This is a genomic window from Staphylococcus sp. T93 (genome assembly GCF_016743875.1).
Taxonomy (GTDB): domain Bacteria; phylum Bacillota; class Bacilli; order Staphylococcales; family Staphylococcaceae; genus Staphylococcus; species Staphylococcus aureus.
In genome coordinates this window covers 1,847,779-1,874,592 of the sequence record NZ_CP068247.1, presented here as the reverse complement: position 1 = coordinate 1,874,592, position 26,814 = coordinate 1,847,779, and the positions used below count along the sequence as shown (strand labels likewise).

General features: G+C 32.2%; 29 protein-coding genes and 1 pseudogene. 24 read left to right on the top strand and 6 right to left on the bottom strand.

Features of this window, described 5'->3' with window-relative positions; all coding sequences use genetic code 11:
* Genes bioB through JG553_RS09330 form a run of 4 tightly spaced genes read left to right on the top strand, consistent with a single transcriptional unit; the run spans position 1 to position 3,282 of the window.
* On the top strand, positions 1-1,008 hold the full coding sequence (gene bioB, locus JG553_RS09345; RefSeq protein ID WP_001046646.1) for a biotin synthase BioB: 1,008 nt from the start codon (positions 1-3) through the stop codon (positions 1,006-1,008).
* Positions 986-2,101, top strand: coding sequence for an aminotransferase class I/II-fold pyridoxal phosphate-dependent enzyme (locus JG553_RS09340; RefSeq protein ID WP_000671751.1), 1,116 nt, complete (start codon positions 986-988; stop codon positions 2,099-2,101). The genes bioB and JG553_RS09340 overlap by 23 nt, the downstream gene beginning before the upstream one ends.
* A 10-nt stretch (positions 2,102-2,111) precedes the next feature.
* The gene (locus tag JG553_RS09335) at positions 2,112-2,804 is read left to right on the top strand and encodes a 6-carboxyhexanoate--CoA ligase (protein WP_000286875.1); all 693 of its coding nucleotides are present in this window, start codon (positions 2,112-2,114) and stop codon (positions 2,802-2,804) included.
* Between the two features lie 10 nt (positions 2,805-2,814).
* Positions 2,815-3,282: a QueT transporter family protein gene (locus JG553_RS09330; RefSeq protein WP_000200948.1), complete on the top strand. Its 468-nt coding sequence runs from the start codon at positions 2,815-2,817 to the stop codon at positions 3,280-3,282.
* Positions 3,283-3,333: 51 nt separating this feature from the next.
* Here JG553_RS09330 and hlgB read toward each other — a convergent pair whose 3' ends face one another.
* The 4 genes from hlgB to sbi form a co-directional block, all read right to left on the bottom strand.
* Positions 3,334-4,311 carry a bi-component gamma-hemolysin HlgAB/HlgCB subunit B gene (hlgB, locus tag JG553_RS09325; RefSeq protein WP_000783428.1) on the bottom strand — a complete coding sequence of 326 codons (978 nt, stop codon included), beginning with the start codon at positions 4,309-4,311 and terminating at the stop codon, positions 3,334-3,336.
* 1 nt (position 4,312) lies between these two features.
* Positions 4,313-5,260, bottom strand: a complete 948-nt coding sequence (gene hlgC, locus JG553_RS09320) for a bi-component gamma-hemolysin HlgCB subunit C (protein WP_000916713.1) — start codon at positions 5,258-5,260, stop codon at positions 4,313-4,315.
* A 567-nt stretch (positions 5,261-5,827) separates the two neighbouring features.
* Complete coding sequence (gene hlgA, locus JG553_RS09315) at positions 5,828-6,757, bottom strand: bi-component gamma-hemolysin HlgAB subunit A (protein ID WP_000594519.1); 930 nt, start codon at positions 6,755-6,757, stop codon at positions 5,828-5,830.
* 535 nt (positions 6,758-7,292) lie between these two features.
* On the bottom strand, positions 7,293-8,603 hold the full coding sequence (gene sbi / locus JG553_RS09310) for an immunoglobulin-binding protein Sbi (RefSeq protein ID WP_000792564.1): 1,311 nt from the start codon (positions 8,601-8,603) through the stop codon (positions 7,293-7,295).
* Between the two features lie 94 nt (positions 8,604-8,697).
* On the opposite strand from sbi, the gene JG553_RS09305 reads away from it, so the two are divergent.
* The 3 genes from JG553_RS09305 to JG553_RS09295 all read left to right on the top strand — a co-directional run bounded on the left by JG553_RS09305 (position 8,698) and on the right by JG553_RS09295 (position 11,234).
* Positions 8,698-8,802 (top strand): hypothetical protein, encoded by a 105-nt coding sequence (locus JG553_RS09305; RefSeq protein ID WP_001789935.1) that lies wholly within the window; start codon positions 8,698-8,700, stop codon positions 8,800-8,802.
* Between the two features lie 552 nt (positions 8,803-9,354).
* The gene (locus tag JG553_RS09300) at positions 9,355-10,221 is read left to right on the top strand and encodes a cation diffusion facilitator family transporter (RefSeq protein ID WP_000019127.1); all 867 of its coding nucleotides are present in this window, start codon (positions 9,355-9,357) and stop codon (positions 10,219-10,221) included.
* A 326-nt stretch (positions 10,222-10,547) separates the two neighbouring features.
* Positions 10,548-11,234 (top strand): 2,3-diphosphoglycerate-dependent phosphoglycerate mutase, encoded by a 687-nt coding sequence (locus JG553_RS09295; protein WP_001125208.1) that lies wholly within the window; start codon positions 10,548-10,550, stop codon positions 11,232-11,234.
* A gap of 153 nt (positions 11,235-11,387) precedes the next feature.
* Here JG553_RS09295 and JG553_RS09290 read toward each other — a convergent pair whose 3' ends face one another.
* Complete coding sequence (locus JG553_RS09290; RefSeq protein ID WP_000762708.1) at positions 11,388-11,492, bottom strand: putative metal homeostasis protein; 105 nt, start codon at positions 11,490-11,492, stop codon at positions 11,388-11,390.
* Positions 11,493-11,665: 173 nt separating this feature from the next.
* Between JG553_RS09290 and mdeA the strand changes: the two genes are divergently transcribed.
* The 4 genes from mdeA (at position 11,666) to JG553_RS09270 (ending at position 15,433) form a co-directional block, all read left to right on the top strand.
* Complete coding sequence (mdeA, locus tag JG553_RS09285) at positions 11,666-13,105, top strand: multidrug efflux MFS transporter MdeA (protein WP_000038961.1); 1,440 nt, start codon at positions 11,666-11,668, stop codon at positions 13,103-13,105.
* A gap of 120 nt (positions 13,106-13,225) precedes the next feature.
* Positions 13,226-14,005 (top strand): transporter substrate-binding domain-containing protein, encoded by a 780-nt coding sequence (locus JG553_RS09280; protein ID WP_000825929.1) that lies wholly within the window; start codon positions 13,226-13,228, stop codon positions 14,003-14,005.
* Positions 13,986-14,705 carry an amino acid ABC transporter permease gene (locus tag JG553_RS09275; RefSeq protein WP_000479576.1) on the top strand — a complete coding sequence of 240 codons (720 nt, stop codon included), beginning with the start codon at positions 13,986-13,988 and terminating at the stop codon, positions 14,703-14,705. Before JG553_RS09280 ends, JG553_RS09275 begins: the two co-directional genes overlap by 20 nt.
* Positions 14,702-15,433, top strand: a complete 732-nt coding sequence (locus tag JG553_RS09270; RefSeq protein ID WP_000615461.1) for an amino acid ABC transporter ATP-binding protein — start codon at positions 14,702-14,704, stop codon at positions 15,431-15,433. The genes JG553_RS09275 and JG553_RS09270 overlap by 4 nt, the downstream gene beginning before the upstream one ends.
* 96 nt (positions 15,434-15,529) lie before the next feature.
* Here the strand turns inward: JG553_RS09270 and fmhA are convergent, their stop codons facing one another.
* Positions 15,530-16,780 (bottom strand): FemA/FemB family glycyltransferase FmhA, encoded by a 1,251-nt coding sequence (gene fmhA, locus JG553_RS09265; protein ID WP_001012222.1) that lies wholly within the window; start codon positions 16,778-16,780, stop codon positions 15,530-15,532.
* A 254-nt stretch (positions 16,781-17,034) separates the two neighbouring features.
* On the opposite strand from fmhA, the gene JG553_RS09260 reads away from it, so the two are divergent.
* The 13 genes and pseudogenes from JG553_RS09260 (at position 17,035) to nirB (ending at position 26,811) form a co-directional block, all read left to right on the top strand.
* Positions 17,035-17,397, top strand: coding sequence for a DUF4467 domain-containing protein (locus JG553_RS09260; RefSeq protein WP_000819843.1), 363 nt, complete (start codon positions 17,035-17,037; stop codon positions 17,395-17,397).
* Between the two features lie 18 nt (positions 17,398-17,415).
* The gene (locus JG553_RS09255; RefSeq protein ID WP_000162813.1) at positions 17,416-18,015 is read left to right on the top strand and encodes a DsbA family protein; all 600 of its coding nucleotides are present in this window, start codon (positions 17,416-17,418) and stop codon (positions 18,013-18,015) included.
* A gap of 6 nt (positions 18,016-18,021) precedes the next feature.
* On the top strand, positions 18,022-18,123 hold the full coding sequence (locus JG553_RS09250; protein WP_001791744.1) for a hypothetical protein: 102 nt from the start codon (positions 18,022-18,024) through the stop codon (positions 18,121-18,123).
* A 164-nt stretch (positions 18,124-18,287) separates the two neighbouring features.
* Positions 18,288-18,539 (top strand): type II toxin-antitoxin system Phd/YefM family antitoxin, encoded by a 252-nt coding sequence (locus JG553_RS09245; protein WP_000584499.1) that lies wholly within the window; start codon positions 18,288-18,290, stop codon positions 18,537-18,539.
* Positions 18,539-18,805 carry a Txe/YoeB family addiction module toxin gene (locus JG553_RS09240; RefSeq protein WP_000113262.1) on the top strand — a complete coding sequence of 89 codons (267 nt, stop codon included), beginning with the start codon at positions 18,539-18,541 and terminating at the stop codon, positions 18,803-18,805. The genes JG553_RS09245 and JG553_RS09240 overlap by 1 nt, the downstream gene beginning before the upstream one ends.
* Before the next feature lie 34 nt (positions 18,806-18,839).
* Positions 18,840-18,905 (top strand): annotated as a pseudogene (locus tag JG553_RS09235) (hypothetical protein); the annotation flags it as partial.
* 194 nt (positions 18,906-19,099) lie between these two features.
* Entirely contained in the window at positions 19,100-20,650 is a 1,551-nt protein-coding gene (gene adcA, locus JG553_RS09230) for a zinc ABC transporter substrate-binding lipoprotein AdcA (RefSeq protein ID WP_000727762.1), read from the top strand.
* Positions 20,651-20,835: 185 nt separating this feature from the next.
* Positions 20,836-21,303, top strand: coding sequence for an SRPBCC family protein (locus tag JG553_RS09225; RefSeq protein WP_000153344.1), 468 nt, complete (start codon positions 20,836-20,838; stop codon positions 21,301-21,303).
* Positions 21,304-21,386: 83 nt separating this feature from the next.
* Positions 21,387-21,569: a hypothetical protein gene (locus tag JG553_RS09220; RefSeq protein WP_000230294.1), complete on the top strand. Its 183-nt coding sequence runs from the start codon at positions 21,387-21,389 to the stop codon at positions 21,567-21,569.
* A gap of 216 nt (positions 21,570-21,785) precedes the next feature.
* Positions 21,786-22,610, top strand: a complete 825-nt coding sequence (locus JG553_RS09215) for a formate/nitrite transporter family protein (protein WP_000572040.1) — start codon at positions 21,786-21,788, stop codon at positions 22,608-22,610.
* Between the two features lie 232 nt (positions 22,611-22,842).
* Positions 22,843-23,379: a GNAT family N-acetyltransferase gene (locus JG553_RS09210; protein WP_000169315.1), complete on the top strand. Its 537-nt coding sequence runs from the start codon at positions 22,843-22,845 to the stop codon at positions 23,377-23,379.
* 229 nt (positions 23,380-23,608) lie between these two features.
* The gene (locus JG553_RS09205) at positions 23,609-24,340 is read left to right on the top strand and encodes a sirohydrochlorin chelatase (RefSeq protein ID WP_001014062.1); all 732 of its coding nucleotides are present in this window, start codon (positions 23,609-23,611) and stop codon (positions 24,338-24,340) included.
* A gap of 65 nt (positions 24,341-24,405) precedes the next feature.
* Positions 24,406-26,811 (top strand): nitrite reductase large subunit NirB, encoded by a 2,406-nt coding sequence (nirB, locus tag JG553_RS09200; RefSeq protein WP_001118726.1) that lies wholly within the window; start codon positions 24,406-24,408, stop codon positions 26,809-26,811.
* The last annotated feature ends 3 nt before the right edge of the window (positions 26,812-26,814 follow it).

The following is a 26,814-nucleotide window of genomic DNA, read 5'->3' as shown; positions in this document are numbered from 1 at the left end:
ATGAATTTGGCTAAACGCATATTACAAGGGGAACAATTAACAAAAGAGACTGTATTGAAAATTTATGAGGATACTAATATTGATACCTTAGATTTATTAAATGAGGCGTACATTTTAAGAAAACATTATTTTGGTAAAAAAGTAAAATTAAACATGATTTTAAATGCTAAAAGTGGTATATGTCCTGAAAATTGTGGGTACTGTGGACAATCACGAGATATTAAACAAAAACAGCGATATGCTTTAATTCCAGAGGAACAAATTATCGATGGAGCAAAGGTGGCACATGATAATCATATTGGAACATATTGTATTGTTATGAGTGGTAGAGGACCGAGCGATAAAGAAGTTGATCATATTAGTAATACTGTAAGAACGATTAAATCTCAACACCCGCAACTAAAAATCTGTGCATGTTTAGGATTAACGAATGACGAACAAGCTAAGAAACTTAAGTCAGCTGGTGTAGACAGATATAACCACAATATTAATACAAGTGAAAATTACCATGATAACGTCGTGACAACGCATAGTTATAAAGATAGAACAGATACGATAGAACTAATGAAAGCGAATAATATATCACCATGTTCTGGCGTGATTTGTGGTATGGGAGAATCTAATCAAGATATTGTTGATATGGCATTTGCTTTAAAAGAAATGGATGCCGACAGTATTCCGATTAATTTTTTGCATCCAATCAAAGGCACAAAGTTTGGAAGCATGGATGATTTAACACCAATGAAATGTTTAAGAATCGTAGCATTATTCCGATTAATCAATCCTACGAAAGAAATTCGTATTGCTGGAGGAAGAGAGGTCAACTTACGTTCGTTACAGCCATTAGCATTAAAAGCGGCGAATTCAATATTTGTCGGTGATTATCTAATTACTGGTGGGCAACCGAACCAATTAGACTACGATATGATTAATGATTTAGGCTTTGAAATTGATTATGACACTTGTGAAAATAAGGAAAACAAGAATGAAGTTTCAAGAGCAAATTGATTTATTACAACAGAAAGGGTTATATCGGTCGCTTAAATCGGTAGGGTATATAGATAGACAGTATATTGAAGTAGAAAATAAGAGATGTACGAACTATACATCTAATGATTATTTAGGATTAGGTCAAATAGCGTTTGATAAGGATGATTTCGAAAGATTTATGCGGAAGTATAGTTATCACTTATCAAGTTCAAGATTAATTAGTGGAAGTTCGACAGCTTATGAAGAAATTGAAACAATGTTAGCAGGTTGGCTCGGATATAGTGCATGTACTATCTTAAATAGTGGTTATGATGCTAATTTGGCGTTATTTAATATTTTCAAAAATACAAATTGTGTCGTGTTTTCAGATCAAGAAAATCATGCGAGTATTATTGACGGTATTAAGTTAAGTGGTTTAGAAAAAGTGATATATAAGCATTTAGATATTGCTGATTTAGAAAAAAGGTTAGAGAAATACCCTAATCAAAATATACCAAAAATAATCATATCTGATAGTGTATTTTCAACGAATGGCGACGTTGTGGATATTGGTCAATTAGTCTCATTAAAGCATAAATATAACGCAACACTGATACTCGATGTTTCACATAGTTTTGGAATAGAGAATTACTCGAATTATCAAGGTGTAGATATACTCACTTCTAGTTTATCTAAAGCATGTGGTGCATACGGGGGTGTGATTTTAAGTTCAAATGATGTGAAGGATATGTTAATTAATCACGGTAGACCACTCATCTACTCAAGTAGTTTGCCAATTTATAATTTGTATTTTATAAAAAGAAACATTGAAAAGTTAATAAATGCTGATGATAGACGCACTAAATTAAATAGTTTGAGTAAATATTTTAACCAAAAGTTAAAAGCACTCAATGTTAATTATAATAGTTCAAACTCGCCGATTAAGTTTATTGAGTTTGATGACATAGAAGCGGCTGAGAACATTCATCAAACATTATTAAAGCATCATGTGTTTACAAGTTATTTAAGGTATCCAACTGTGACTAAGCCAATGTTAAGAATATCATTGTCGTATTTTCATACTGAACAAGATATAGATAGGTTGTTTGAAATTTTGCATCAAGAAGATTGAGGTGATCGTCATGTATAGTATAAAAATGCGTTCTAGCAATCAAGATGTTCATATTAGTGGTGCTGAAACGATTTGTGAGTTTGACAAAATAGAACAGACGGTACAAAGGTTTTATAATAAAGGTTTTTTTCATGAAAATGGGCAACCGGATTTTCTCAATATAAAAATACAAAAAATCATGGAACCGATTCAACAAATAAAAGCATTACAAATTATTGAGGATGATAAAGCAAATCTCCAACATTTAACACAAGAATGTGGTGTCACTGAACAAGCGCTAAATCAAGGGATGACATATATTAAAAATGAAACGGTTTATACAGGAGCTATTATTCTATCTGCTATATCTGGTAAACGTTTAGATTCATTTGGACAAAGGGGGATTAGGGCAACACATTTTTCGTTTGAAGATATAAATAATAAAGGTGATCTTAATGAAAGAGTGACTGATGCCTTAGCAATTGCTAGTTGTATCAATGCGCATCCGTATGTCAAAGGAGAACTTTGCGTGTCCGATGACTTAACGTATACGACAGGTTATTTTGCCGCTGCTAAAATTGGTTACCATCGATTATTTGATATTAAACCAGTTAATACGAGATATGGAGGCAGAATAATATTTGTGGACGATTGTATTGATTTAAATCATTACATATCATTTTTAGAAAGCACACCGAAGCAAGTTGTTTATGAAACGGTATAGGGGTTTTAGTATGACATCAAAAGATATTACTCAAATTAGTGTCATTGCTGCGATTTTAACCATTTTGGCAGTTTTGAAAATACCGTCCATTATACCAGGATTAGATTTTCAATTATCTGCACCGGCAGCATTATTGATATTAGCTTTCTTTGGAATTAAAAAGTACTTTTTAGGTGGATTATTATCTAGCCTATTATTACTAGTATTTGGCGTATTTAATCCAATTAATGTGATTATCTCTATTATATTTAGAGTTATAGCTATTGCAGTTGTTTATTTATTGAAAATAAATGTACTATCATTAGTTTTAGCAAGTGTATTAGGCAGTTTGGTATCTAGGCTACTATTATCTATTATTTTAAATTTACCTGTGTGGGTAGTGTTGTTAAACGCGATTCCAGGCGTAATATTCACTTTAATTGTAGCTATTCCTTTATATCTCACATTGAGAAAAAGAATGGCAGTATTACTAAGATAATAAATCAAAACACGGTCGTCACAATTACTGTTGGCGACCGTGTTTTACTAGCTATTTATTGTTTTCAGTTTCTTTTGTATCTAACAATTTCACTTTGTGATTTTCCCAATCAATTTCATATGTTGATTTAAATGTTCTAGTTTTAAAGTTTTTATAATTTGCGCCTGCCCAGTAGAAGCCATTCCAACGAATTTGGTATAAATCCATTTCACGTTGATAAGTTACTGTAATTTTAGATTTTTTAGCGCCATCTTGTCTGTGTGATAGTACGCTTAAAAATTCTGGATTGAAGTTACTTCTAGATAATAATGGCATTTGGTGTTGCGCTATGAAGTTTTGGCCAGCGTATGCACTGCTTTGTCTGCCAGCTAAGAAGAGTTCATTACCATATGTTGGGTGGAAGCTATCTCTTCCATAAGGTCCCCAACCATTATTCATAATTTTATGTGCTTCAACTCCCCAGCCAACATTTTTATAATTTGTGTTGCGACTTAATGTTGTTCTGTAACTTTCTTGTTTATAATTAATTGTTTCAGAAAAAGCTGTATTTCCATTAAGTCCACCAGATAAACCATTAGAGATACTAATGTCACCACCAAATGTATAGCCTAAAGTATTTTGAACTTGAAACTCTTCATTTTGATTTTTTGGTGCATAATCAACGACGTTTACTGAATCATTAGATTGTGAGCTTATAGATACATTGTATTTAGCTCCCCAATATAATTTTGAAAAGTCATAGTCATTAGGATTAGGTTTCACAAAGCCTGAGTTAATATTCCCAGTAGCTTTAAGTACTAAAGTATCTTTATCATAACTTTTATCTTTGATGAAATTAAATGTTAAAATCTGTGAAATTTTAAATTTATCAGAATCTGCTGTGGCTGTTGTTTTGTATAAAGTAACTTTGTCATCGACTTTTTTTACGCTGACTGGTGTTATTTTACCTTCAGCATTAGCAGTACCAGAAAGTAATAATAATGCCATAGATGTAGCAACGGATGATTTGACTAATTTATTCATTTTCATATCAATTCTGTCCTTTCACCTTGATTTCATGAGTCTTCCAATTGACCTCGTATTTCACAGTATAGTTTCTATTTACAAATGCATTATGGACTCTATGTCCGTCTAAATAACTGTTGCCATAATGCGTTGATCTTTTAATGGCATGAGTGACATCCATGTTTCTTCCGTAAGTAATTTCAAATTCGCTTGTATCGCTTGAACCTTTTTCATGAGATACTGTGGCGATAAATGAAGGGTTAAATCCACTTTGTACAAGAGGTGGTAACTCACTGTCTGGAACGAAATAATCTCTAGGATCTTTACTATGAGGTTTGTAGCCTACAAATAAATCGCTATCAAAGGCTGATTTTTGACCTGATTCAGTGGCGAATGAATTCGCTTTGACGCCCCATAAAACACTTTTTGAGTTTTGTTGTTCTACTTCACTTACATAATTTTGTTGTGTATAGCTAATCGATTTAGAATAGTTAAATGATCCATTACCACCGAGTGATGGGGCTGATTGGAAATTACCACCGATATTGTATCCTAATGTCTGACTCACGTTTGTAGATTCAATTTTATTTTTAGGTAAATAATTAATTAAAGAAACATATTTATCATTTGTTTTTAAACCAATATTATATTGGAATGGCCATCGCATAGCTTTAACATGATTAGTTTTTTTATAGTTGTAATATGTTGTTCTAGAGCTAATGAATCCTTGCATCTTTAATATCAAAGCATCTTTGTTATATTTTTTATCCTTTACAAAATCAAATTGAATATTTTGAGTCACGCCCCATTTATTACTTGTTTTATCTTCTGTCCTTTTGATAATTTCTATATCGCTTCCTTTACCGATGTCTTCAGTATCGTTAGCAGCTTTAGCATTTTCTAATAACGGATTGGCAAGAGGGGCAAGTAAGCTCACAGATAAAGTTGTAGTTAATATTTTATTTTTAAGCATAAGTTTCACTTTCTTTCTATAATTTTATTTAACTTAATTAAATAATAATATATTTTGGGCGTTATTATAATTAACTGTTCATTAACAATTGACCATTATCAACTTTTTTTACAATTAAGTTAAAAATGCCATAATTCCGTTCGATTTAACCTTTTTTGTTTGGAATGCTAAAAGCTAATTTTGTGAGAAATATAGTTAATAAAACCTTGGTATTGTTGACAGTTGTAAACAATTTAAGGTAACCGATTGCACGAATGTCTTGCTTTCTTTTTTAATTAATGTTTGTAAAATACAAATTGTGCTTTTTTACGATTTTTGATGAATCCATCTAAAAATTAATTGTTTATTAACTTGATAATATTTATTTAAGCTTTCAAGTTAAATTGTTTCATTTGTATTATTTGTGTATCTACTATGGTTCGATACTTTATTCTTATAAAAATCAGTTGTTATTATTAAATTTAATGTACGATAAAATAATTTAATGTTATGAGGCTGATTCAATTTGTTAAAAAATCCTGAGACAAGTATGAAGTGTCCCAGGATTTTTTAAGATGATTGAACTGTTTACTTAGGTGTGATGCTTTTAATTTTTACTTCATGTGTTTTCCAGTTCACTTCATATTTAACTGTAACGTTTCGGTTTTTAAAAGCATCATGTTTTCTATCAACGGCTAAACGATGTCTTGTCACGTAAGCATATGTAGCATCCATGTTTCTGCCGTAAGTGATTTCAAACTCGCTTTTATCACCTTTACCTCTTTCGTGTGACAATGTTGTAATAAATGATGGATTAAAGCCACTTTGAATTAAAGGAGGTAGTTGATTATCTGGGACGAAATAGTCTCGTGCTGCTGGACCAGTTGGGTCTTGTGCAAATAAGTATTGATCATATGCAGATACTTGACCATTCGGTGTAACGAATGAATTTGCTTTCACTCCCCATTTAACACCTTTAGAGTTCTGACTTTCTACTTCAGTAACATAGTTTTTTTGATTATAACTAATTGTTTTAGAGTAGTTGAATGAGCCACTGCCTCCGATTGATGGCGCTGATTGGAAGTTTCCGCCGATATTATAGCCTAATTTCTGACTAACATCTGCTGAATCAATTTTATTTTTAGGAAGATAATTAATTAAATCAACATTAGAGTCTTTCGTTTTCAAACTGATATTATATTGAAATGGCCATATCATTCTTTTAATATATGGATATTTTTTTAAGTCTGAATATGTTGTTCTAGAGCTAATGAAGCCTTGCATCTTAACAACTAGGGCATCTTTGTTATATTTTTTATCTTTTACAAAATCAAATTGAATGTTTTGAGTTATAGCTAATCGTTTGCTAGTAATGTCTTGTGTTCTTTTGATGATTTCTGCACCTTGGCCGATATCTTCTATCTTATTTTCTGCTTTAGAAATTTCTATAAATGGATTGGCTAAAGGGGCTATTAAACCAACTGCTAAAGTTGCTGTTAATATTTTATTTTTAATCATAGAAATCACTTTCTTTCTATTTAATTTTAAGTTCATATATATAATAATCCATTTGTAAGCGTTTTCGAATTAACTGTTCGTTAAAAGTTAATTACTATCAACATGTATTGAAGAGACATTTTTAGCATTGTTAAATGATGTTTTTGCATTATGTTATGTTTAAAAGATTTATTGGTCGCAGGCGTTTATATAGCTACATAACTATGCTTTGCAAGTCTTATTTTATTGAATTGTTGTTTAATTATGGTGCTTGTAGTGGAAAAGGAATGGATTGCGCAATAGTTTGTGAAAATATGAAGTTAATAAAGTTGAGCTGATTCAACTAAATGATGAACTATTCGTTAACGATGTAAGGATTATTTAACAAGTTGCAGGTAAAAAAGTGGGCTGACAAATAGCGAAGAAGCATTTAATTGATGGAAAATGAAAAAAGAACCGTAGATTCGATTGAGAATCAACGGTTCTTTTTAATCACGGTTTGTTACGAAAATTATTTAAAAAATGATGTAAAACTAGAGAAGATATTTTTGATTGATTATTTCCAGAATGATAATAAATTACTTAATGTATTTTTGATTGATGATGCAGTTTCTTGAGCTTTAATAGCTGTTTTTACTAATGTTGGGTTTTGGTAGAAAGTATATAATACTTTACCAGTATTGATTGACTCAGTTACATAGTTTCTTACTTGTGCATATGATTTAGCTAAGTAGCCGTTTTTATCATCAACTTTCAATGGTTGGATGTAAGATTTAGAACCACTACCTAGTACTGTTAATACTGTTTGATCAATCGCACCTTTGTATTTATAGTACGTATTATAGTAGTACTTTGCTGTATCATATTTTTCTTTATAGCTTTTATAAGTATCTGTTAAATACTTGTAACCATAGTTAAATGAATCTTTTAATGATTGGTAGTAACCTAATAATTTAGATTGAGGAACCTCAACTTTTGGTGATTGAATTTGAGGGACTTCAACTTTTGGTGATTCTACTTTAGGTTTTTCAATTTGTGGTGATTGAATTTGAGGAGCCTCAACTTTTGGCGCCACTTTCTTTTCAGCATCTTTTTGAGCAACTAATGCGTCTAATTGTTTCTGTAAATGCTCTTTTACATCCATAGGTGCTTTGTTAACTTCACGTTGTGCTAAACGTCTGTTTTCAATTGAATCTTTTTCATTTAATTTTGAGATTGCATCATTTGCTGATTTCACACGCTCATCATGACGAACGATTGCTTTTTCAATTGAAACTTTTTCTACAAAGCGGTTGTTTTTATCACGTAAATCTTTAGGTAATTTTGAGTTAGCTTCATATGCTGCTGATTTATCGTGTGGTGCTTTGTTATCTTGGAAATCTTTAATTGCTTTATCCGCATTTTCAATATTTTGACGTTCTTTAGCTTTAGAAGATTGTACTGATTCTACCCAAACTTGTTGGCTTCTATCAGGGTTTTCTTTAATTTGTGCAATGTAATTATTTTTTTCTTGTTCAGTTAAGTTATCATTTTTAAGAACATTGTAAAAAGCGTTTTGTTGTGCAACACGTCGGTCTGGGTTCTTGCTGTCTTTAAGTGATTCAGAGAATACTTCTTGTGCACGTTCTGGGTGTTCGCGTAATGTTTTGATGTATTGGTTACGTTGTTCTTCTGTGATACCTTTTAGATGTAATACTTGATAAAAAGCTTTTTGTTGATCTGTTACGTAGTTGTTTTGAGTTGTTTGGTGCTTAGTTGAAGTTTGTTGCGTGTTTTCACTCGCTTTTGCTTCCCCATTTGAAATCATTGTAGCTAACGTAATTGTTGCTGCCCCAACTAGCAACTTCGAGATATATTTATTTTTCATGTGTATTCCCTTTCTTTTTACATATTAAATTTATTGTATGCTTTTAGAATTTATCACATGAGAATACAAATGGAAATTAACTAATTATTAACTAATGTTAACTAATAGATTAACTAGTGTTAACTATGTAAAAAAGCGTTTAATTCAGAACATTCAGCGTATTTTAAGTAAGGAAGTACTATATGGAGAAATGCAATAGTTTGCTAATAAATAGAGGAGAAAATTGTCTTTCGAAGAGAGTTTGGTAGAGTAGAAATCTCATTTAATTTGTCATTGATGCACTTTTTCTTCTATATAATTAGTTCACGACATTAGATAGCTTCGCAACTCATGCATAGGGTTCTAACATAGAAACTTTCGAGGCGAAAGTTAACAAACAGGGAGAGTTGGGTGCCTTTCTAACAAATAAATTTGAAGAAGACGGAGGAACGCAGTTGGACGTAAAACGTCAACTGCATAAGCCTTTCTAGCTCATAAAATTCGCAGAAAATAAAGGAACACATTAGATAGCTTCGCTACTAATGCATAGGGTCCCAACATAGAAACTTTCGAGGCGAAAGTTAACAAACAGGGAGAGTTGGGCGCCTTTCTAGCTCATAAAATTCGCAGAAAGGCTAAAAATTATTTTTAGGGGTTGCGAATGAATAAATTAGTTTAATTTTATAAAAATTTATAAAAATTAAAAACGTTGTAAAATTAAAATGAATCATTCATAATATTGTTACTATACTAATTCAAGGTGGTTCAACGCATGTCTCATAATGAAAATCTTAAATTGGCGCAACGCGGTGCTTATTTGAGTTTAATTGTATATATAATCTTATCTATTGTTAAGTATGTCACGGGTTTTGTCTTTAACTCTGCAGCTGTAAGAGCCGATGCATTAAACAATATGACAGATATTATCGTTTCTTTAGCTGTTATTATTGGATTGAAAATTTCAATTAAACCTGCCGATCGAAATCATCCTTATGGCCATTTGAAGTCTGAAAATATTTCTTCATTATTGGTGTCATTTGTCATTATGTTTGTAGGTATCCAAGTAGTTATTCAAAATGCACCTCGTTTGTTCAAAGAAGATGACGTTGTACCTAACGCAATAACAATTATCGTCAGCTTAATCAGTGGTCTTGTAATGTTGATTGTATTTGCAGTCAATCAAAGACTAGCGAAAAGAACGAAAAGTAGTTCTTTAAATTCGGCTGCCAAAGATAATTTATCGGATAGTTTAGTCAGCATTGGAACAGCGATAGGATTAATTTTTACGCAAATCGGTTTCCCAATTGTCGATATTATTTTAGCAACATTACTAGGCTTACTAATCGTTTATACTGGTTTTGGTATTTTTAAAGAAGCAATTTTTATGTTGAGTGATGGTTTCAATGAAACTGAATTAGAAGCGTATCGCAATGATATTTTAGAAGTTGATGAAGTACAAGAAGTTAAAAGTATTAAAGGGCGTTACCATGGAAGTAGTGTGTTTATTGATGTCACAATTGTTGTAGATGCTAACCTTTCCTTAGTAGAAGCGCATCAAATTTGTGACAATGTCGAACATCATTTGCACAAAAAAGGTATTTCCTCAGTATACGTTCACCCAGAACCAGACCATCTATAATGTATTTAAACGTCTTCATAGATATATAAATATCTGAGGAGGCGTTTTTATTACATCTATTTTTAGGTTTACCTAAAAATATTTTTTAAACCTTAGAAAAATAGAGAACAAAGGTGTATAATATGATTTGTTATTAGGTGGTTATTGATTCATTTATGAATTAAAAAATGAAAATGGGGAATAGGATTTATGTATTTAATGTCTAGTGATAATTGATTTAATCATTGAATTTTAAAATATATTGAAAAGAAAATTACTAAGATTAAATCATCTTAAAATATCCCTGAAATAACGTCCTAAAGATTAAAGGAAAGAGGTTATAAGTTATGCCAAAATTAATTTTATGTCGTCATGGACAAAGCGAGTGGAATGCTAAAAACTTATTTACTGGATGGGAAGATGTTAATTTATCTGAACAAGGTATTAATGAAGCGACTAGAGCAGGTGAAAAAGTAAGAGAAAATAACATTGCCATCGATGTAGCTTTTACATCGTTATTAACACGTGCTTTAGATACAACGCATTATATTTTAACTGAATCTAAACAACAATGGATTCCTGTATATAAAAGCTGGCGTTTAAATGAACGCCACTATGGTGGATTGCAAGGCTTAAATAAAGATGATGCTAGAAAAGAATTTGGAGAAGAACAAGTACATATTTGGCGTCGTTCTTATGATGTGAAACCACCTGCTGAAACCGAAGAACAACGTGAAGCTTACTTAGCTGATCGTCGATATAATCATTTAGATAAACGTATGATGCCTTATTCTGAAAGTCTGAAAGATACTTTAGTTCGAGTGATACCATTTTGGACAGATCATATTTCACAATATTTGCTAGATGGTCAAACGGTATTAGTTTCTGCACACGGAAATTCAATTCGCGCATTGATTAAATATCTTGAAGATGTGTCAGATGAAGATATCATTAATTATGAAATTAAAACAGGTGCACCGCTTGTTTATGAATTAACGGATGATTTAGAAGTTATAGATAAATACTACTTATAAAAAAAGAGCTGCATGTACACAAGGAGTGAGTGTATATGCAGCTCTTAAATATGTGAAGTAATGTAAGGAAATAGTTAAGTATAGAGTTTATATTAACGAGCTAGGGATACTCGAAAATATAGTTAGACATACAATATAGTCAAATTAAAACAATTATTTCGCTCTTTTATGTTGCTTAATAATCTTTAAAGCACGCTTTCTTGTTTTAATGTTAGGGCTATTTAAATTACGACGAGCAGTCTGTAAATCTAATTTCATCTCTATCCCTCCTTGTAAATATATTATGACCGATAACTACTCATATGTAAATAGTAATGATTACGTTTTAAAGAAATTGTAATAAAGTCGTGCTAATTTTTTGGAAAATGGGTATAATTACCGGATATCTAAAAATGTGTGTCGTTTTTTAGATGGTGAGGGGGAAGCTTTAAATGTCGAAGAAACAAAAATTAACGATGATTATTACTATGCTGATGGGTGGATTTTTTGGATTATTAAATGAAACACTATTAGTGACGGCTTTACCAAGTATTATGAAAGATTTTGAAATTTCATATACACAAGTTCAATGGCTGACAACAGCTTTTTTATTGACTAATGGGATTGTTATTCCTTTGTCCGCGCTTGTTATACAACGTTATACAACAAGACAAGTGTTTTTAGTGGGTATTTCTATCTTTTTCTTAGGTACATTACTCGGCGGCTTGAGTCCGCACTTTGCAACATTATTAGTTGCTAGAATTATTCAGGCGTTAGGCGCAGGTATTATGATGCCATTGATGATGACAACGATTTTGGATGTTTTCCAACCACATGAACGCGGTAAATATATGGGGATATTTGGTTTGGTAATTGGTTTAGCACCAGCTATTGGACCTACTCTTTCAGGTTACCTTGTTGAATATTTTAACTGGAGATCGCTTTTCCATGTTGTCGCTCCAATTGCAGCTGTGACATTTTTAATTGGATTTAAAACGATAAAAAATGTTGGAACTACAATTAAAGTACCTATTGATTTTATTTCTGTCATTTTTTCTGTACTAGGTTTCGGCGGGTTATTGTATGGAACGAGTTCAATTTCAGAAAAAGGTTTTGATAATCCTATCGTATTAGTATCTATGATTGGAGGCGTTGTTTTAGTCGCATTATTTGTATTACGTCAATATCGGCTATCAACACCATTATTAAATTTTGCTGTATTTAAAAATAAACAATTTACAGTTGGTATCATTATTATGGGTGTCACAATGGTATCGATGATTGGTTCGGAAACGATTTTACCTATCTTTGTGCAAAATTTATTGCATCGTTCAGCTTTAGATTCTGGATTAACTTTATTACCAGGAGCAATTGTTATGGCATTTATGTCGATGACTTCGGGTGCTTTATATGAAAAGTTTGGTCCTAGAAATCTTGCTTTAGTAGGTATGGCGATTGTTGTTATTACTACGGCTTATTTTGTTGTAATGGATGAACAAACATCAACAATCATGTTGGCAACAGTTTATGCGATTCGAATGGTTGGTATCGCGTTAGGATTAATTCCAGTAATGACCCATACGATGAATCAATTAAAGCCAGAAATGAATGCACATGGTTCATCTATGACAAACACAGTACAACAAATTGCTGGTTCTATCGGAACAGCTGCATTAATTACTATTTTATCCCATGCAAGCAAAAACTTTTCTCCAACTATGTCAGACTATAATGGCATGAACAAAATTGATATGATGAATCAAATTAAAGTTGATACGATGTTGCATGGTTATCACGCTGGATTTTTATTTGCATTATTGATTACAGTTGTTAGTTTCTTTTGTTCATTTATGTTACAAGGTAAGAAAAAAGAAGTTGATTCTCGTCAATAAATATAAGTTGCTAGCTATATAAAGCTTTTTAGCAAAAGTTCAACATATTGACTTATCCGGCATTTCAGATTAAAATATTTTTATTCCGATTAGAATAATAAGAATAAGGAGATATATTCTATGAAAAGACTTTTATTTGTGATGATAGCTTTCGTTTTCATATTGGCTGCATGCGGAAACAATTCGTCGAAAGACAAGGAAGCTAGTAAAGATAGCAAGACAATTAATGTTGGGACTGAGGGGACTTATGCACCATTTAGTTTCCACGATAAAGATGGTAAATTAACTGGTTACGATATTGATGTTATTAAAGCAGTGGCTAAAGAAGAAGGTTTAAAACTTAAATTTAATGAAACTTCTTGGGATTCTATGTTTGCAGGTTTAGACGCAGGGCGTTTTGATGTAATCGCGAACCAAGTAGGTATTAATCCTGATAGAGAAAAGAAATATAAATTTTCTAAGCCTTACACATTCTCAAGTGCTGTTTTAGTTATTCGTGAAAATGAAAAAGATATTAAAGATTTTGATGATGTTAAAGGTAAGAAGTTAGCACAAACATTCACATCTAATTATGGTAAATTAGCTAAGGATAAAGGTGCTGATATTACAAAAGTTGATGGCTTTAACCAATCAATGGATTTATTATTGTCTAAGCGTGTTGATGGTACATTTAATGATAGTCTGTCATACTTGGATTATAAAAAACAAAAACCTAATGCTAAGATCAAAGCAATCAAAGGTAATGCTGAACAAAGTAGATCTGCATTTGCATTTTCTAAAAAAGCAGATGATGAAACAGTTCAAAAATTCAATGATGGCTTGAAAAAAATCGAGGAAAACGGTGAATTAGCTAAAATAGGTAAGAAATGGTTTGGTCAAGATGTTTCTAAATCTAAATAGCGAACAACAACATGCGCTAGATGCTGCAAAACAAGCTTTCGGACCTATGCTAGAAGGTTTGGTCAAATATTCAATTCCTATTACATTAGTTACATTTGTTTTAGGATTGATTATTGCATTATTTACAGCATTAATGCGAATTTCAACGAGTAAAATTTTAAGAAGTATTTCACGTGTCTATGTATCTATTATTCGAGGAACACCAATGATAGTACAACTATTTATCATATTTTATGGTATTCCAGAATTAGGTAGATTATTAACAAATGACGCTGACAACCAATGGACATTGGCACCTGTAGTGGCTGCTATTATTGGTTTATCATTAAATGTAGGTGCGTATGCTTCGGAAATTATTCGTGGCGGTATTATTTCTATACCGAAAGGACAAACAGAAGCTGCATATTCCATCGGTATGACGTATGGTCAAACGATACAACGTATCATTTTACCGCAGGCAATTCGAGTGTCGATTCCTGCACTAGGTAATACATTTTTAAGTTTAATCAAAGATACATCATTATTAGGATTTATTTTAGTGGCTGAAATGTTTAGAAAAGCTCAAGAAGTTGCGTCTACAACATATGAATATTTAACAATTTATGTGTTAGTTGCGCTAATGTACTGGGTGGTATGCTTTATTATTTCAATTATCCAAGGTATCTATGAATCTTATATTGAAAGAGGGTATCGCTCATGATTCAATTGAACAATATCCATAAATCATTTAATGATGTTGAAGTCATCAAAGGTATTGATTTATCTGTTGAACAAGGTGAGGTTGTAACCTTAATCGGTCGATCTGGTTCAGGTAAAACAACATTGTTACGTATGATTAATGCATTAGAAATTCCAACTGAAGGTACAGTTTATGTTAACGGCAAAACATATACATCTAAAGATAAAAAATCACAAATAGAAGTTCGTAAACAGTCTGGTATGGTATTTCAAAGTTATAACCTTTTTCCGCATAAGACGGCATTAGAAAATGTAATGGAAGGTCTTATCACAGTTAAAAAGTTGAAAAAGGATGAGGCACGTGGGAAATCACTTGAGTTACTTGAGAAAGTTGGTTTAACACATGTCAAAGATCAACGTCCACATGCATTATCAGGTGGTCAACAACAACGTGTTGCTATTGCAAGAGCACTAGCAATGAACCCTAAAGTGATGTTGTTTGATGAACCAACATCTGCACTTGATCCTGAACTTGTGAATGATGTTTTAAAGGTTATTAAAGATTTGGCTAATGAAGGCATGACAATGGTCATTGTGACACATGAAATGCGTTTTGCTAAAGAAGTATCTAATAACATTGTATTTATTCATGAAGGCATGATCGGAGAACAAGGGGCTCCAGAAGAGATGTTCAATCGTCCGAAAACAGAAGAATTAAGACGTTTCTTAAATGTTATAAATGAAGAATAATCAAATAGAACCACGTATCATGTTTTAGTATGGCGATGAAGCCATATACATGATGCGTGGTTCTTTGTTATGTTGTCATAATCTTGGAGCGATATTTTAACGACGTTTATGATTTAAGTACGTTTGTACCTTATATAGTAATGGTTTGATAGGCTTAATAAAGTCACCGATATACTCTTCTACATGTGCGTTAAAACCTTTTTTGAATTGTTGGACGCCATAGTCTTCTGATGACTCTGAAAAGTCACCGGTAATACCATAAAAATTATAGCGATCAATATGATGCGCTTTAGCAAACTTAATCATTTCCCACTGCAAATGGTAGGCACCCATATAAGCATTATATTTAGGGTTTGAACCACTAGATAAGTAATAAACTTCATGCTCATTGTAGATAAATAAAGCAGAAGCTAAGTTTAAGACTGCACCATCTTGTTCAATTTGTTCTATTGTATTGTCGATTTTACGCTTATTGCTATTTAGCTGTTGTTCTAGCTGTGTGCGTTTCGTTTTATTTTTCTTTGAATTAGGACTTTCTTCCAATGCTTCTTCAACACCTGAGAGTTCAGCTGTTAATTGTTGTTGCTTTAATTGTAACGTTTTTAAATACTCGTTTAAATCAATATACGCCAACTTTAACATGGCGTGGTCATCGTATAACTTTTGCATTTCTTCAAAGTATGGTAACTCACGGAATTTGAAACCGTGCTTTTCCTCAGCCATATGGAATAAGTCGAAAAAAGTTTGCGTTTCATCAATCGTTAACGTTTTAGTTTTGACACCAATATCATATGTTTTTTTAATATTACGTCTCGTTTGATAATCCATTTCTTTTAAAAGTTGGTCTTCAGTCTTATCTTTTAAATCTAACACTGACAGCCAACGGATTTGGCTCATTGAATCATAACCTACAGGGAAACCTTGGTGTTTATAACCTAATTTATCCATTGTTCTAACAAATGCTCGGTTATCATAAGATTTAACAATTTCACCGTCTGCATTGCGTAAATTTTCAATTAAATATGGATCTACAAGGACATATAAACAATTGTGTTTCTTTAAATATGACGTTAATGCTTTAAAGAAAAATGCTACTAATGATTGATTTGTATAATCCATCACTGGCCCGCGATGTGTATAAAAATATTTGAAAAATTTAAGTGTGCGTGCTTCTGTCAATAAGCATCCTGCAATCACTTGACCATTGTCATCTTTAACCCCTACAAGATGCACATCGCCTTTTAAATCAACTCTATGATTGTAATGAATAGCTGATTGTGTGTAATGTGAAAAATGCTTTGTTGTAAACGCATTGAACTCATCCGAAGTCAACGTTACAAAGTTCATTTTATCCCATCCCTCTCTGAATTGAACTATAATTTTTGAATTTATTAATAATGCTATTTTTTTATTTTATCAAAAACTGATTACAAATACACATAGAAAATGAAATATATTTTTCTTTGACTATACATAACTGTTATTTCTTTGGATATTTATATTAAATGCATTGGTAGTAGTTGTAGCGCATTAATGTTTGACGGTGTATAGTATTAATTATATTGAAAGTTAGTTGGAAGTTGATAGTAGGAGTGGGAGCATTGAAGCGATTTGTGGCGACGGTATTATTATTACTAGTCTTTATATCAGGATGTGGTAATGATAAATATGTGAAAGAAATAGATGAAGCAGTTAAAATTCAAAATCAAAAACAAGAACAACTTGCCAAAAAAGGCAACGGTGATCGTGTTGATCATTTTGAACGCAAAGATGCTAATATTTATGTCTATGATAAGGATAAAATTATCATTTTAGCTTATAAACCTTTGAGTAATGATGATGAAGTGCATTATTATGCATATGATTTTAGTGATAAACGTGTATCATATAAGCAAGATTTTGATTCGAGACGATATTATCAACAACATGATGCGGATTATCATGAAGAAAATATGACGAACTAGATATGAATAGGAGTTATTATGACTAAAAAATTACTAACATTATTTATAGTGAGCATGTTAATTTTAACAGCTTGCGGTAAAAAAGAATCAGCAACGACATCTTCGAAAAACGGCAAACCATTAGTTGTCGTATATGGCGACTATAAATGTCCTTATTGTAAAGAATTAGATGAAAAAGTCATGCCAAAGTTGCGTAAAAATTATATAGATAATCACAAAGTGGAATACCAATTTGTCAATTTAGCTTTCTTAGGTAAAGACTCAATTGTTGGTTCGCGTGCGAGTCATGCAGTATTGATGTATGCACCTAAATCATTTTTAGATTTTCAAAAGCAATTATTTGCTGCCCAGCAAGATGAAAATAAAGAATGGTTAACAAAAGAACTATTAGATAAACATATTAAACAACTGCATTTAGATAAAGAGACGGAAAATAAAATTATAAAAGATTACAAGACAAAAGATAGCAAGTCTTGGAAAGCTGCAGAGAAAGATAAAAAAATAGCGAAAGATAATCATATAAAAACGACACCAACTGCATTTATTAATGGCGAGAAAGTTGAAGATCCATATGATTATGAAAGTTATGAGAAGTTATTAAAAGATAAAATCAAATAGTCTTAATTGTTGAGATCAGTAAGTGATACCAATTTATTAGGACAATACGAAAAGGCAATTTCTATTAGCGATATGATAGAGATTGTCTTTTTAATGTATGAAGTCTAAATAGGTGGAAATTATCATGTAAACATTGTTTAGTAGGGAATCAGTACAGGATAGGTATTGATTCTTCCCCGTGCGAAATCTTGATTAGTAGTTTTTTTCTGTGTCGCTTGTTTTATTGTACAGATATTTGTACAATTGAGGTGTGTTAAAAGGAGGCGATAAATATGATTATTAAAAATTATTCATACGCTCGACAGAATTTAAAGGCACTTATGACAAAAGTAAATGATGATAGTGATATGGTAACTGTAACATCTACTGATGATAAAAACGTAGTAATCATGTCAGAATCAGATTATAACTCCATGATGGAAACACTTTACCTCCAACAGAACCCAAATAATGCTGAACACTTAGCTCAATCAATTGCAGATCTAGAACGTGGGAAAACTATAACGAAAGATATAGATGTATAATGGCTAGGTTAAATATTACGTTTTCGCCTCAAGCCTTTGAAGATTATAAGTATTTTCAGCAGAACGATAAAAAAATGGTGAAGAAGATTAATGAGTTACTTAAAAGTATTGACAGAAATGGTGCATTGGAAGGTATAGGTAAGCCTGAAAAGTTAAAATCGAATCTGACTGGGTATTATAGTAGACGTATCAATCACGAACATAGATTGGTTTATACAGTAGATGACAATCATATAAAAATAGCATCATGTAAATACCATTATTAAATCTAAAAGTCACACTATAAAAATAGGGTAAGTTATTTTAGGACAATATGAAAAGGCAATTTCTATTAGCAATATGATAGAGATTGTCTTTTTTTCTTATATTATGACGTTCGTAAATACTATAAAGTTTTCTGTATCATATTTGTACAATAGTCATGTATTAGATAAAACGAAAAGTGGTAAATACCTAAAGTATGATTCGACTTTATATTATTTATAAAAACAGTGCTTGTATTTTAAGTAGCATGAGTATATAATTTTAAAACGTAAAGATTACTATTTAGGAGGGTGACTATGAAAAAGAAATTAGGTATGTTACTTCTTGTACCAGCCGTAACTTTATCATTAGCCGCATGTGGGAATGATGATGGAAAAGATAAAGATGGCAAGGTAACAATTAAAACGACAGTTTATCCATTGCAATCATTTGCAGAGCAAATTGGTGGAAAACACGTGAAGGTATCATCAATCTATCCAGCAGGGACAGATTTACATAGCTATGAACCAACACAAAAAGATATATTAAGTGCAAGCAAGTCAGACTTGTTTATGTATACAGGGGATAATTTAGATCCGGTTGCTAAGAAAGTTGCATCTACTATCAAAGATAAAGATAAAAAACTGTCTTTAGAGGATAAATTAGATAAAGCAAAGCTTTTAACTGATCAACACGAGCATGGTGAAGAGCATGAACATGAGGGACATGATCATGAGAAAGAAGAACATCATCATCATCATGGTGGATATGATCCACACGTATGGTTAGATCCTAAAATTAACCAAACTTTCGCTAAAGAAATTAAAGATGAATTAGTGAAAAAAGATCCAAAACATAAAGATGACTATGAGAAAAACTACAAAAAATTAAACGACGATCTTAAGAAAATTGATAACGATATGAAGCAAGTTACAAAAGATAAGCAAGGTAATGCAGTATTCATTTCACATGAATCAATTGGATACTTAGCTGATTGTTATGGTTTTGTTCAAAAAGGTATTCAAAACATGAATGCTGAAGATCCATCACAAAAAGAATTAACTAAAATTGTTAAAGAAATTAGAGATAGCAATGCTAAATATATTCTTTACGAAGATAATGTTGCGAATAAAGTGACTGAAACAATTCGTAAAGAAACAGATGCGAAGCCTTTAAAATTCTACAACATGGAGTCTTTAAATAAAGAACAACAGAAAAAAGATAATATTACGTATCAATCATTAATGAAATCTAATATTGAAAATATCGGTAAAGCTTTAGACAGTGGTGTTAAAGTGAAAGACGACAAAGCTGAAAGTAAACATGACAAAGCAATTTCTGATGGGTATTTTAAAGATGAGCAAGTTAAAGACCGTGAATTAAGCGATTATGCTGGTGAATGGCAATCTGTTTACCCTTACTTAAAAGACGGTACGCTTGATGAAGTGATGGAACATAAAGCTGAAAATGATCCGAAGAAATCTGCTAAAGATTTAAAAGCTTATTATGACAAAGGATATAAAACTGATATTACTAACATTGATATAAAAGGAAATGAAATTACATTTACTAAAGATGGTAAGAAACACACTGGTAAATATGAATACAATGGTAAGAAAACATTGAAATATCCTAAAGGTAACCGTGGCGTGAGATTTATGTTTAAATTGGTCGATGGTAATGATAAAGACTTACCGAAATTCATCCAATTTAGCGATCACAACATTGCACCTAAAAAGGCAGAACACTTCCATATCTTTATGGGTAATGATAATGACGCGTTATTAAAAGAAATGGATAACTGGCCAACATATTATCCTTCAAAATTAAATAAAGACCAAATCAAAGAAGAAATGTTAGCGCATTAATTCAACAGGTTTGCACACTCTACTCAACTGTTAATAGCTGAATAGAGTGTGTTTTTTATTTCGTAGTTATCAATTTCAACAGAGGGAATGATTAATATTACTATAGTTTATAACAAATGATTTGGTAACATATGTTACTCAATGCATGTTAAGATGAGTAAATATAAAAGATAGGGAGTGGGAAGATGACGATTAAAGTTGAAGATAATAAAATTATTTTTTCAAGAACGATAGAAGCACCGATTGAAAAGGTGTTTGATGCCTATACGACAAAAGCATTATTTGAAAAATGGTTTCATCCAAAAGACGCTAGTACCAAAGTGTTTCGCTTTAATGCTGTTTCAGGCGGTGATGCATTTTATGCGATTAAAACACCTACAATGACCAGCTATACATTAGCAGAATATAAAACGGTTAAGCGTCCATATTTAATTGAATATATTGACTCATTTGCGACACCTCAAGGTGCAAAAGATACAAAAATGCCAAGCATGAAAATTACTTTGTCATTTTCCAAGAGCAATACAACGAAAACGACAGTGACATCAACATCGGTATTTCCAACAAAAGAAGCCGCTCAACAAGTCATAAACATGGGTGTTGAACAAGGTATGAATCAAACTTTAGATCAACTTGATGCTTTATTGAAATAAAGTTGTTGAAAATATGTAAAAACTTTTTTGTTTCATTCGGTTTATAATAATCTTGTAATATTATAAAAATGAGGGATGATTCGATGGTAGAACGTTATATCAAAGTTTTAATATTATATATTTTCACAACACTACTATCTTCTATTTCAGTAACGTCAAAATGTGTACCTAATAAAGTTATAAGGTTTATTTTACGTACTGCAATTGGTTACAGTGTATTTGCATATGGTTTACATTACTTTTCAAATTTAAAAAAGAATAAGTAATACTTTACATAAAGCGAGATAAAATGAGCGTCGTAATATCTTAAATCATAAAGATATTAGCCAATCACGCGATTTATCTCGCTGTTTTTATGAAAGAAAACTACATTTTCGAGAGAATAAAAAGATTTTTCTGAAATTTAATCTATCAATTACATTGATTTACTAATATAATTAGAAAGTAAATTTTATTTGATCAAAGTAAATGGGGGAAGTACTGTGATAGAAAATAAGAAAACAGTTGAAGATACATATTCAACAGGCGCAATTGTTGATTCAATATCATCTTCAGTACAAATGAAGCAAGTAATGGTACAGCAAACACCTGGCCGATATATGCTTAAAGCAATGATGGCCGGATTTTTACTCTCAATCGTTACTGTATTTATGTTCGGAATAAAGACGCAGTTTGCGAGTACTCACGTAGATGGACTTATCAATTTAATGGGAGCCATTGCGTTTAGTTTAGGTTTGATTTTAGTTGTATTAACTAACTCTGAATTATTAACAAGTAACTTCATGTACTTTACAGTAGGCTGGTATTATAAAGTCGTTTCTGTTAAGAAGATGACTTGGATTTTATTATATTGTTTCTTAGGAAATATTTTAGGTGGGTTTGTGTTATTTTTCTTAATGAAATTTGCGCATGTCATGACACCTGAAATGACACAAGCTTTAACAGCTTTAGTTCAGAAAAAGACTGTTGATTCAACATGGTTGAATATTTTTACAAAAGGTATTTTCTGTAACTTCTTTATTAATATTGGTATTTTCATCTCTATGCAATTCAAAGGCGGCTTAACAAAGGCATTCTTCATAGCTTGTGGTGTCGTGGTCTTTGTATACATGGGATATGAGCACGTTGTGTTCAATGCAGGTCTATATGCAGGTATGGTATTCTTTAACCTTGATGCAGTTTCATGGTTACACGTTTTAAAAAATATCGTTTTTGCTTTCTTAGGTAACTTTGTCGGTGGCGGTATTTTTGTAGGTCTCGTTTATGCTTTCTTAAATGGTAAGCGTAATCGTTTAGAGCAACAATAATTAAGATGTAGTGATTAAATAGCGTAACAATGAATCATTCTTCCAAACCATTCATGAATTTGAATGGTTTTTTACGTTGAGAGAGTAATTTTTAATAAGTTTCATGAGAGTATTGGTGTATTCAGATGAAGCATACTTTCTGACATGTGATAAATTTATTGATACACTTTGATGGATATTTATTTTAAAAATAAAATATGGTTAAATCATTTAAAAAAGAGTGGGGATTAATATGACAAAAACGATGATTCGACTCGCAAGTGAACAAGATGCAGAAAAATTGCAACAACTCATGCATGAAGCATTTACGCCTCTAAGAGAACTAGGTATTGATTGGCCTTCGATTAATGCTAATTTAGATGCTGTTAAAGAAAATATAGATAAAAATACTACATTTGTCATGACAATTGATGATGAAATTATATCTACGATTACGGTTAGATATCCTTGGGGAAGTGTGAAAAGTATTTCGGGTTATCCTTTTGTCTGGTGGTTTGCGACAAATCCTGAGTATGAAGGGAAAGGCTATGGTAGCCAATTACTTACTTATGTTGAAGAAGCATTTTTGCGAGATACGTTAAAGTCAGCGGCAGTTACTTTAGGTACATCTGCAAGATTGCATCCGTGGTTACTTAAAATTTATGAAAAAAGAGGTTATGAAATATACAGCGAACATGAAAATGATGATGGCGATTTAGGTGTGATCATGCGCAAAGTATTGATACCCGAGCGCTTTGACGAAACAATATTAGGCCAACCACCATTTTAAGATAATAATATACACTACAAGCGACCGATATATTAATGCTTGCTCAAATAAATGTTGAGTAGGGATTCATATATCGGTCGCTTTTTTTGATTTAACAAAAAGGGAAAATGTATAAGGAATATGCATGACTACAGGCATCAGGGAATTCCCTGATTTTACATTATAATGTGATTCTTTTCACAAAAACAAAATGATTTGGTATACAATACGTGTGAAAGGGTTGGTAAATGTGAATGGGAATATCATTGTTGCACATGGCATGAGGCACGGACGACAGAATCAAGCGTTAGAAGCATTTATTTCTGAATTAGTAAAAGATGATATACATCACTATGATATTGCGTTTTTAGAAAGTGAGCATCAGGATTTAGAGACGGTAATGACGACGTTGATTCAAAGTGGGGTTGACCATTTTAAAATTGTACCATTGCTAATCTTTAGTGCAATGCATTATCTCAAGGATATACCGAATATCGTTCATGAAATGAAACGACGGTATCCAGACATAAAGGTAGAAGTAAGCGAGCCACTTGGCACACATCCTTTAATGAGACGATTAATTGAACAACGTATTTGTGACGCATTAGCAGGTGACGAACAACAAGTTGGAGTTATGGTTGTTGCACACGGCAATATTAATGGAAAGTTTACTAAGGCACACGAAGAGTTACAAATATGCGCTCAAAATTTGCAAATTAGCAAGCCGACATATGCGAGAACGCTATATGGAGAGATTAGTTTTACACATGATTTAGAAAGCATCTCGAAACGGTATCAAAAATTGATTGTCGTACCATTATTTTTATATGACGGAAGACTTGTTAACAAAGTGAAGCAGCAAATGAATGACATGGTTATTAATACAGATATACACTTCACACCTTCAATTAACTTCGACCCAATTTTAAAGCAAATCATTAACGATAGATTAGAAAGCTTAATGATTCCAATGAAAATATAAAAGCACTAACGAAAAATTAATACCTTTTTTTGAAATAAATATTATGGAGTAAAGGGGCATATTTTATGGCAAAGCAAAAACTAGTAATGATTGGTAACGGTATGGCGGGCATTCGAACAATCGAAGAAATATTAGAGCGCGCCAACGATTTATATGATATTACGGTAATAGGTAAAGAACCTTATCCAAACTATAACCGCATCATGCTTTCAAATATTTTACAAAATAAAATGACAGTTGAAGAAACAATTATGAATCCATATGAGTGGTATGAGGAACATGGTATCGAGTTAATTACAAATGATCCTGTAATTGAAGTAGATAGAGCAAATCAATCAGTTACTACTGCAAATGGTATTGAAGTATCATACGATAAATTGATTTTTGCGACAGGTTCTAAAGCATTCGTCATTCCAGTTCCAGGTTCGACATTACCGAGTGTAATTGGTTGGAGAACGATTGATGATACTGAACAAATGATGAACATTGCTAAGACTAAAAAGAAAGCAATTGTAATTGGTGGAGGATTACTAGGTTTAGAGTGTGCACGTGGTTTATTAGATCAAGGTATGGAAGTAACGGTGTTACATTTAGCTGAATGGTTGATGGAAATGCAACTAGACCGTAAAGCTGGAAATATGCTTAAAGCAGATCTAGAAAAGCAAGGTATGAAGTTTGAAATGCAAGCCAACACAACTGAAATCTTAGGAGAAGATGATGTTGAGGGTGTTAAATTGGCTGATGGACGCGAGATTCCGGCAGACTTAGTTGTTATGGCAGTAGGTATACGACCATACACAGAAGTAGCCAAAGAATCAGGTCTAGATGTTAATCGTGGTATTGTTGTCAATGATGTGATGCAAACAAGTGATAGCAATGTATATGCAGTTGGTGAATGTGCAGAACATAACGGCAAAGTTTATGGACTCGTTGCACCACTATATGAACAAGGTAAAGTATTAGCTGATCATTTAACAAATAAAGAAACGAACGGATACAAGGGATCAACAACATTTACGTCATTAAAAGTTTCTGGGTGTGACTTGTATAGTGCTGGTCAAATTGTAGAAAATGCAGAAATTAAAGGTATTGAAATATTTAATAGTGTTGATAATAACTATAAAAAAATCTTTTTAAAAGACGGTAATGTAGTTGGTGCAGTACTATATGGTGATATCGATGATGGTTCACGCTTTTATAACATGATGAAAAAAGGTGAATCCACTGAAGATTACACACTTGTATCATTGCTTACTAAAGGTGGAGAAGAGGCATCGCTATCAATTGCTGATATGGCTGATGATGAAACAATTTGTGGTTGTAATGGTGTTGATAAAGGTACTATAGTAAATGCGATTACGGAAAATGGCTTTACAACAGTTGAAGAAGTAACGGCTAAAACAAAAGCGGGGAATTCATGTGGTAAATGTAAACCGCAAATTGCTCAAATATTGCAGCACACCTTAGGAGATGACTTTGTTGCCGCAAAACCTGCTGGTATATGTGGTTGTACTGATTTGACACGCGATCAAATAGTAACGCAAATAAGAGCGAAAGGTTTAAAAACATCTAAAGAAGTTCGACATGTTTTAAACTTTAAAAATAAAGGTGGATGTCCAAAATGTCGACCAGCAATCAACTATTATTTAAACATGGTTTATCCACATGATCATGAAGATGAAAGAGAATCAAGATTTGCTAACGAACGTTACCATGCGAATATTCAAAATGATGGTACATTTTCTGTTATACCTCAAATGCGTGGGGGTGTTACAGATGCAGACCAACTGATTCGTCTAGGAGAAGTGGCTAAGAAATATCATGTGCCACTAGTTAAAGTGACAGGTTCACAACGTGTTGGTTTGTATGGAGTTAAAAAAGAAGAATTACCAAATATATGGGAAGACCTAGGTATGCGTTCAGCATCAGCTTATGGTAAGAAAACACGCTCAGTTAAAAGCTGTGTTGGTAAAGAGTTTTGTCGATTTGGTACGCAATACACGACACGACTTGGCATTCGTTTAGAAAAAACATTTGAATACATCGATACACCTCATAAATTCAAAATGGGTGTATCAGGCTGCCCAAGAAGTTGTGTTGAATCAGGTGTTAAAGATTTTGGTATTATCTCAGTTGAAAATGGATTCCAAATCTATATCGGTGGTAATGGTGGTACAGAAGTTGAAAAAGCTGAATTTTTAACAACTGTAGAAACAGAAGATGAAGTAATCAAATTATGTGGTGCTTTGATGCAATATTATCGCGAAACAGGTATATATGCTGAAAGAACAGCGCCATGGTTAAGAAGACTTGGATTTGAAAATGTAAAAGAAGTCTTACTTGACCCAGAAAGACAAAATGAACTATTTGAACGCATTATGGATGCTAAAAAAGCAGTCGAAGCTGAACCTTGGGAAGCAATAACTAGCAATGCTCAAGCACGTAGAATTTTTGAAGTGGAGAAGGTGTAATAC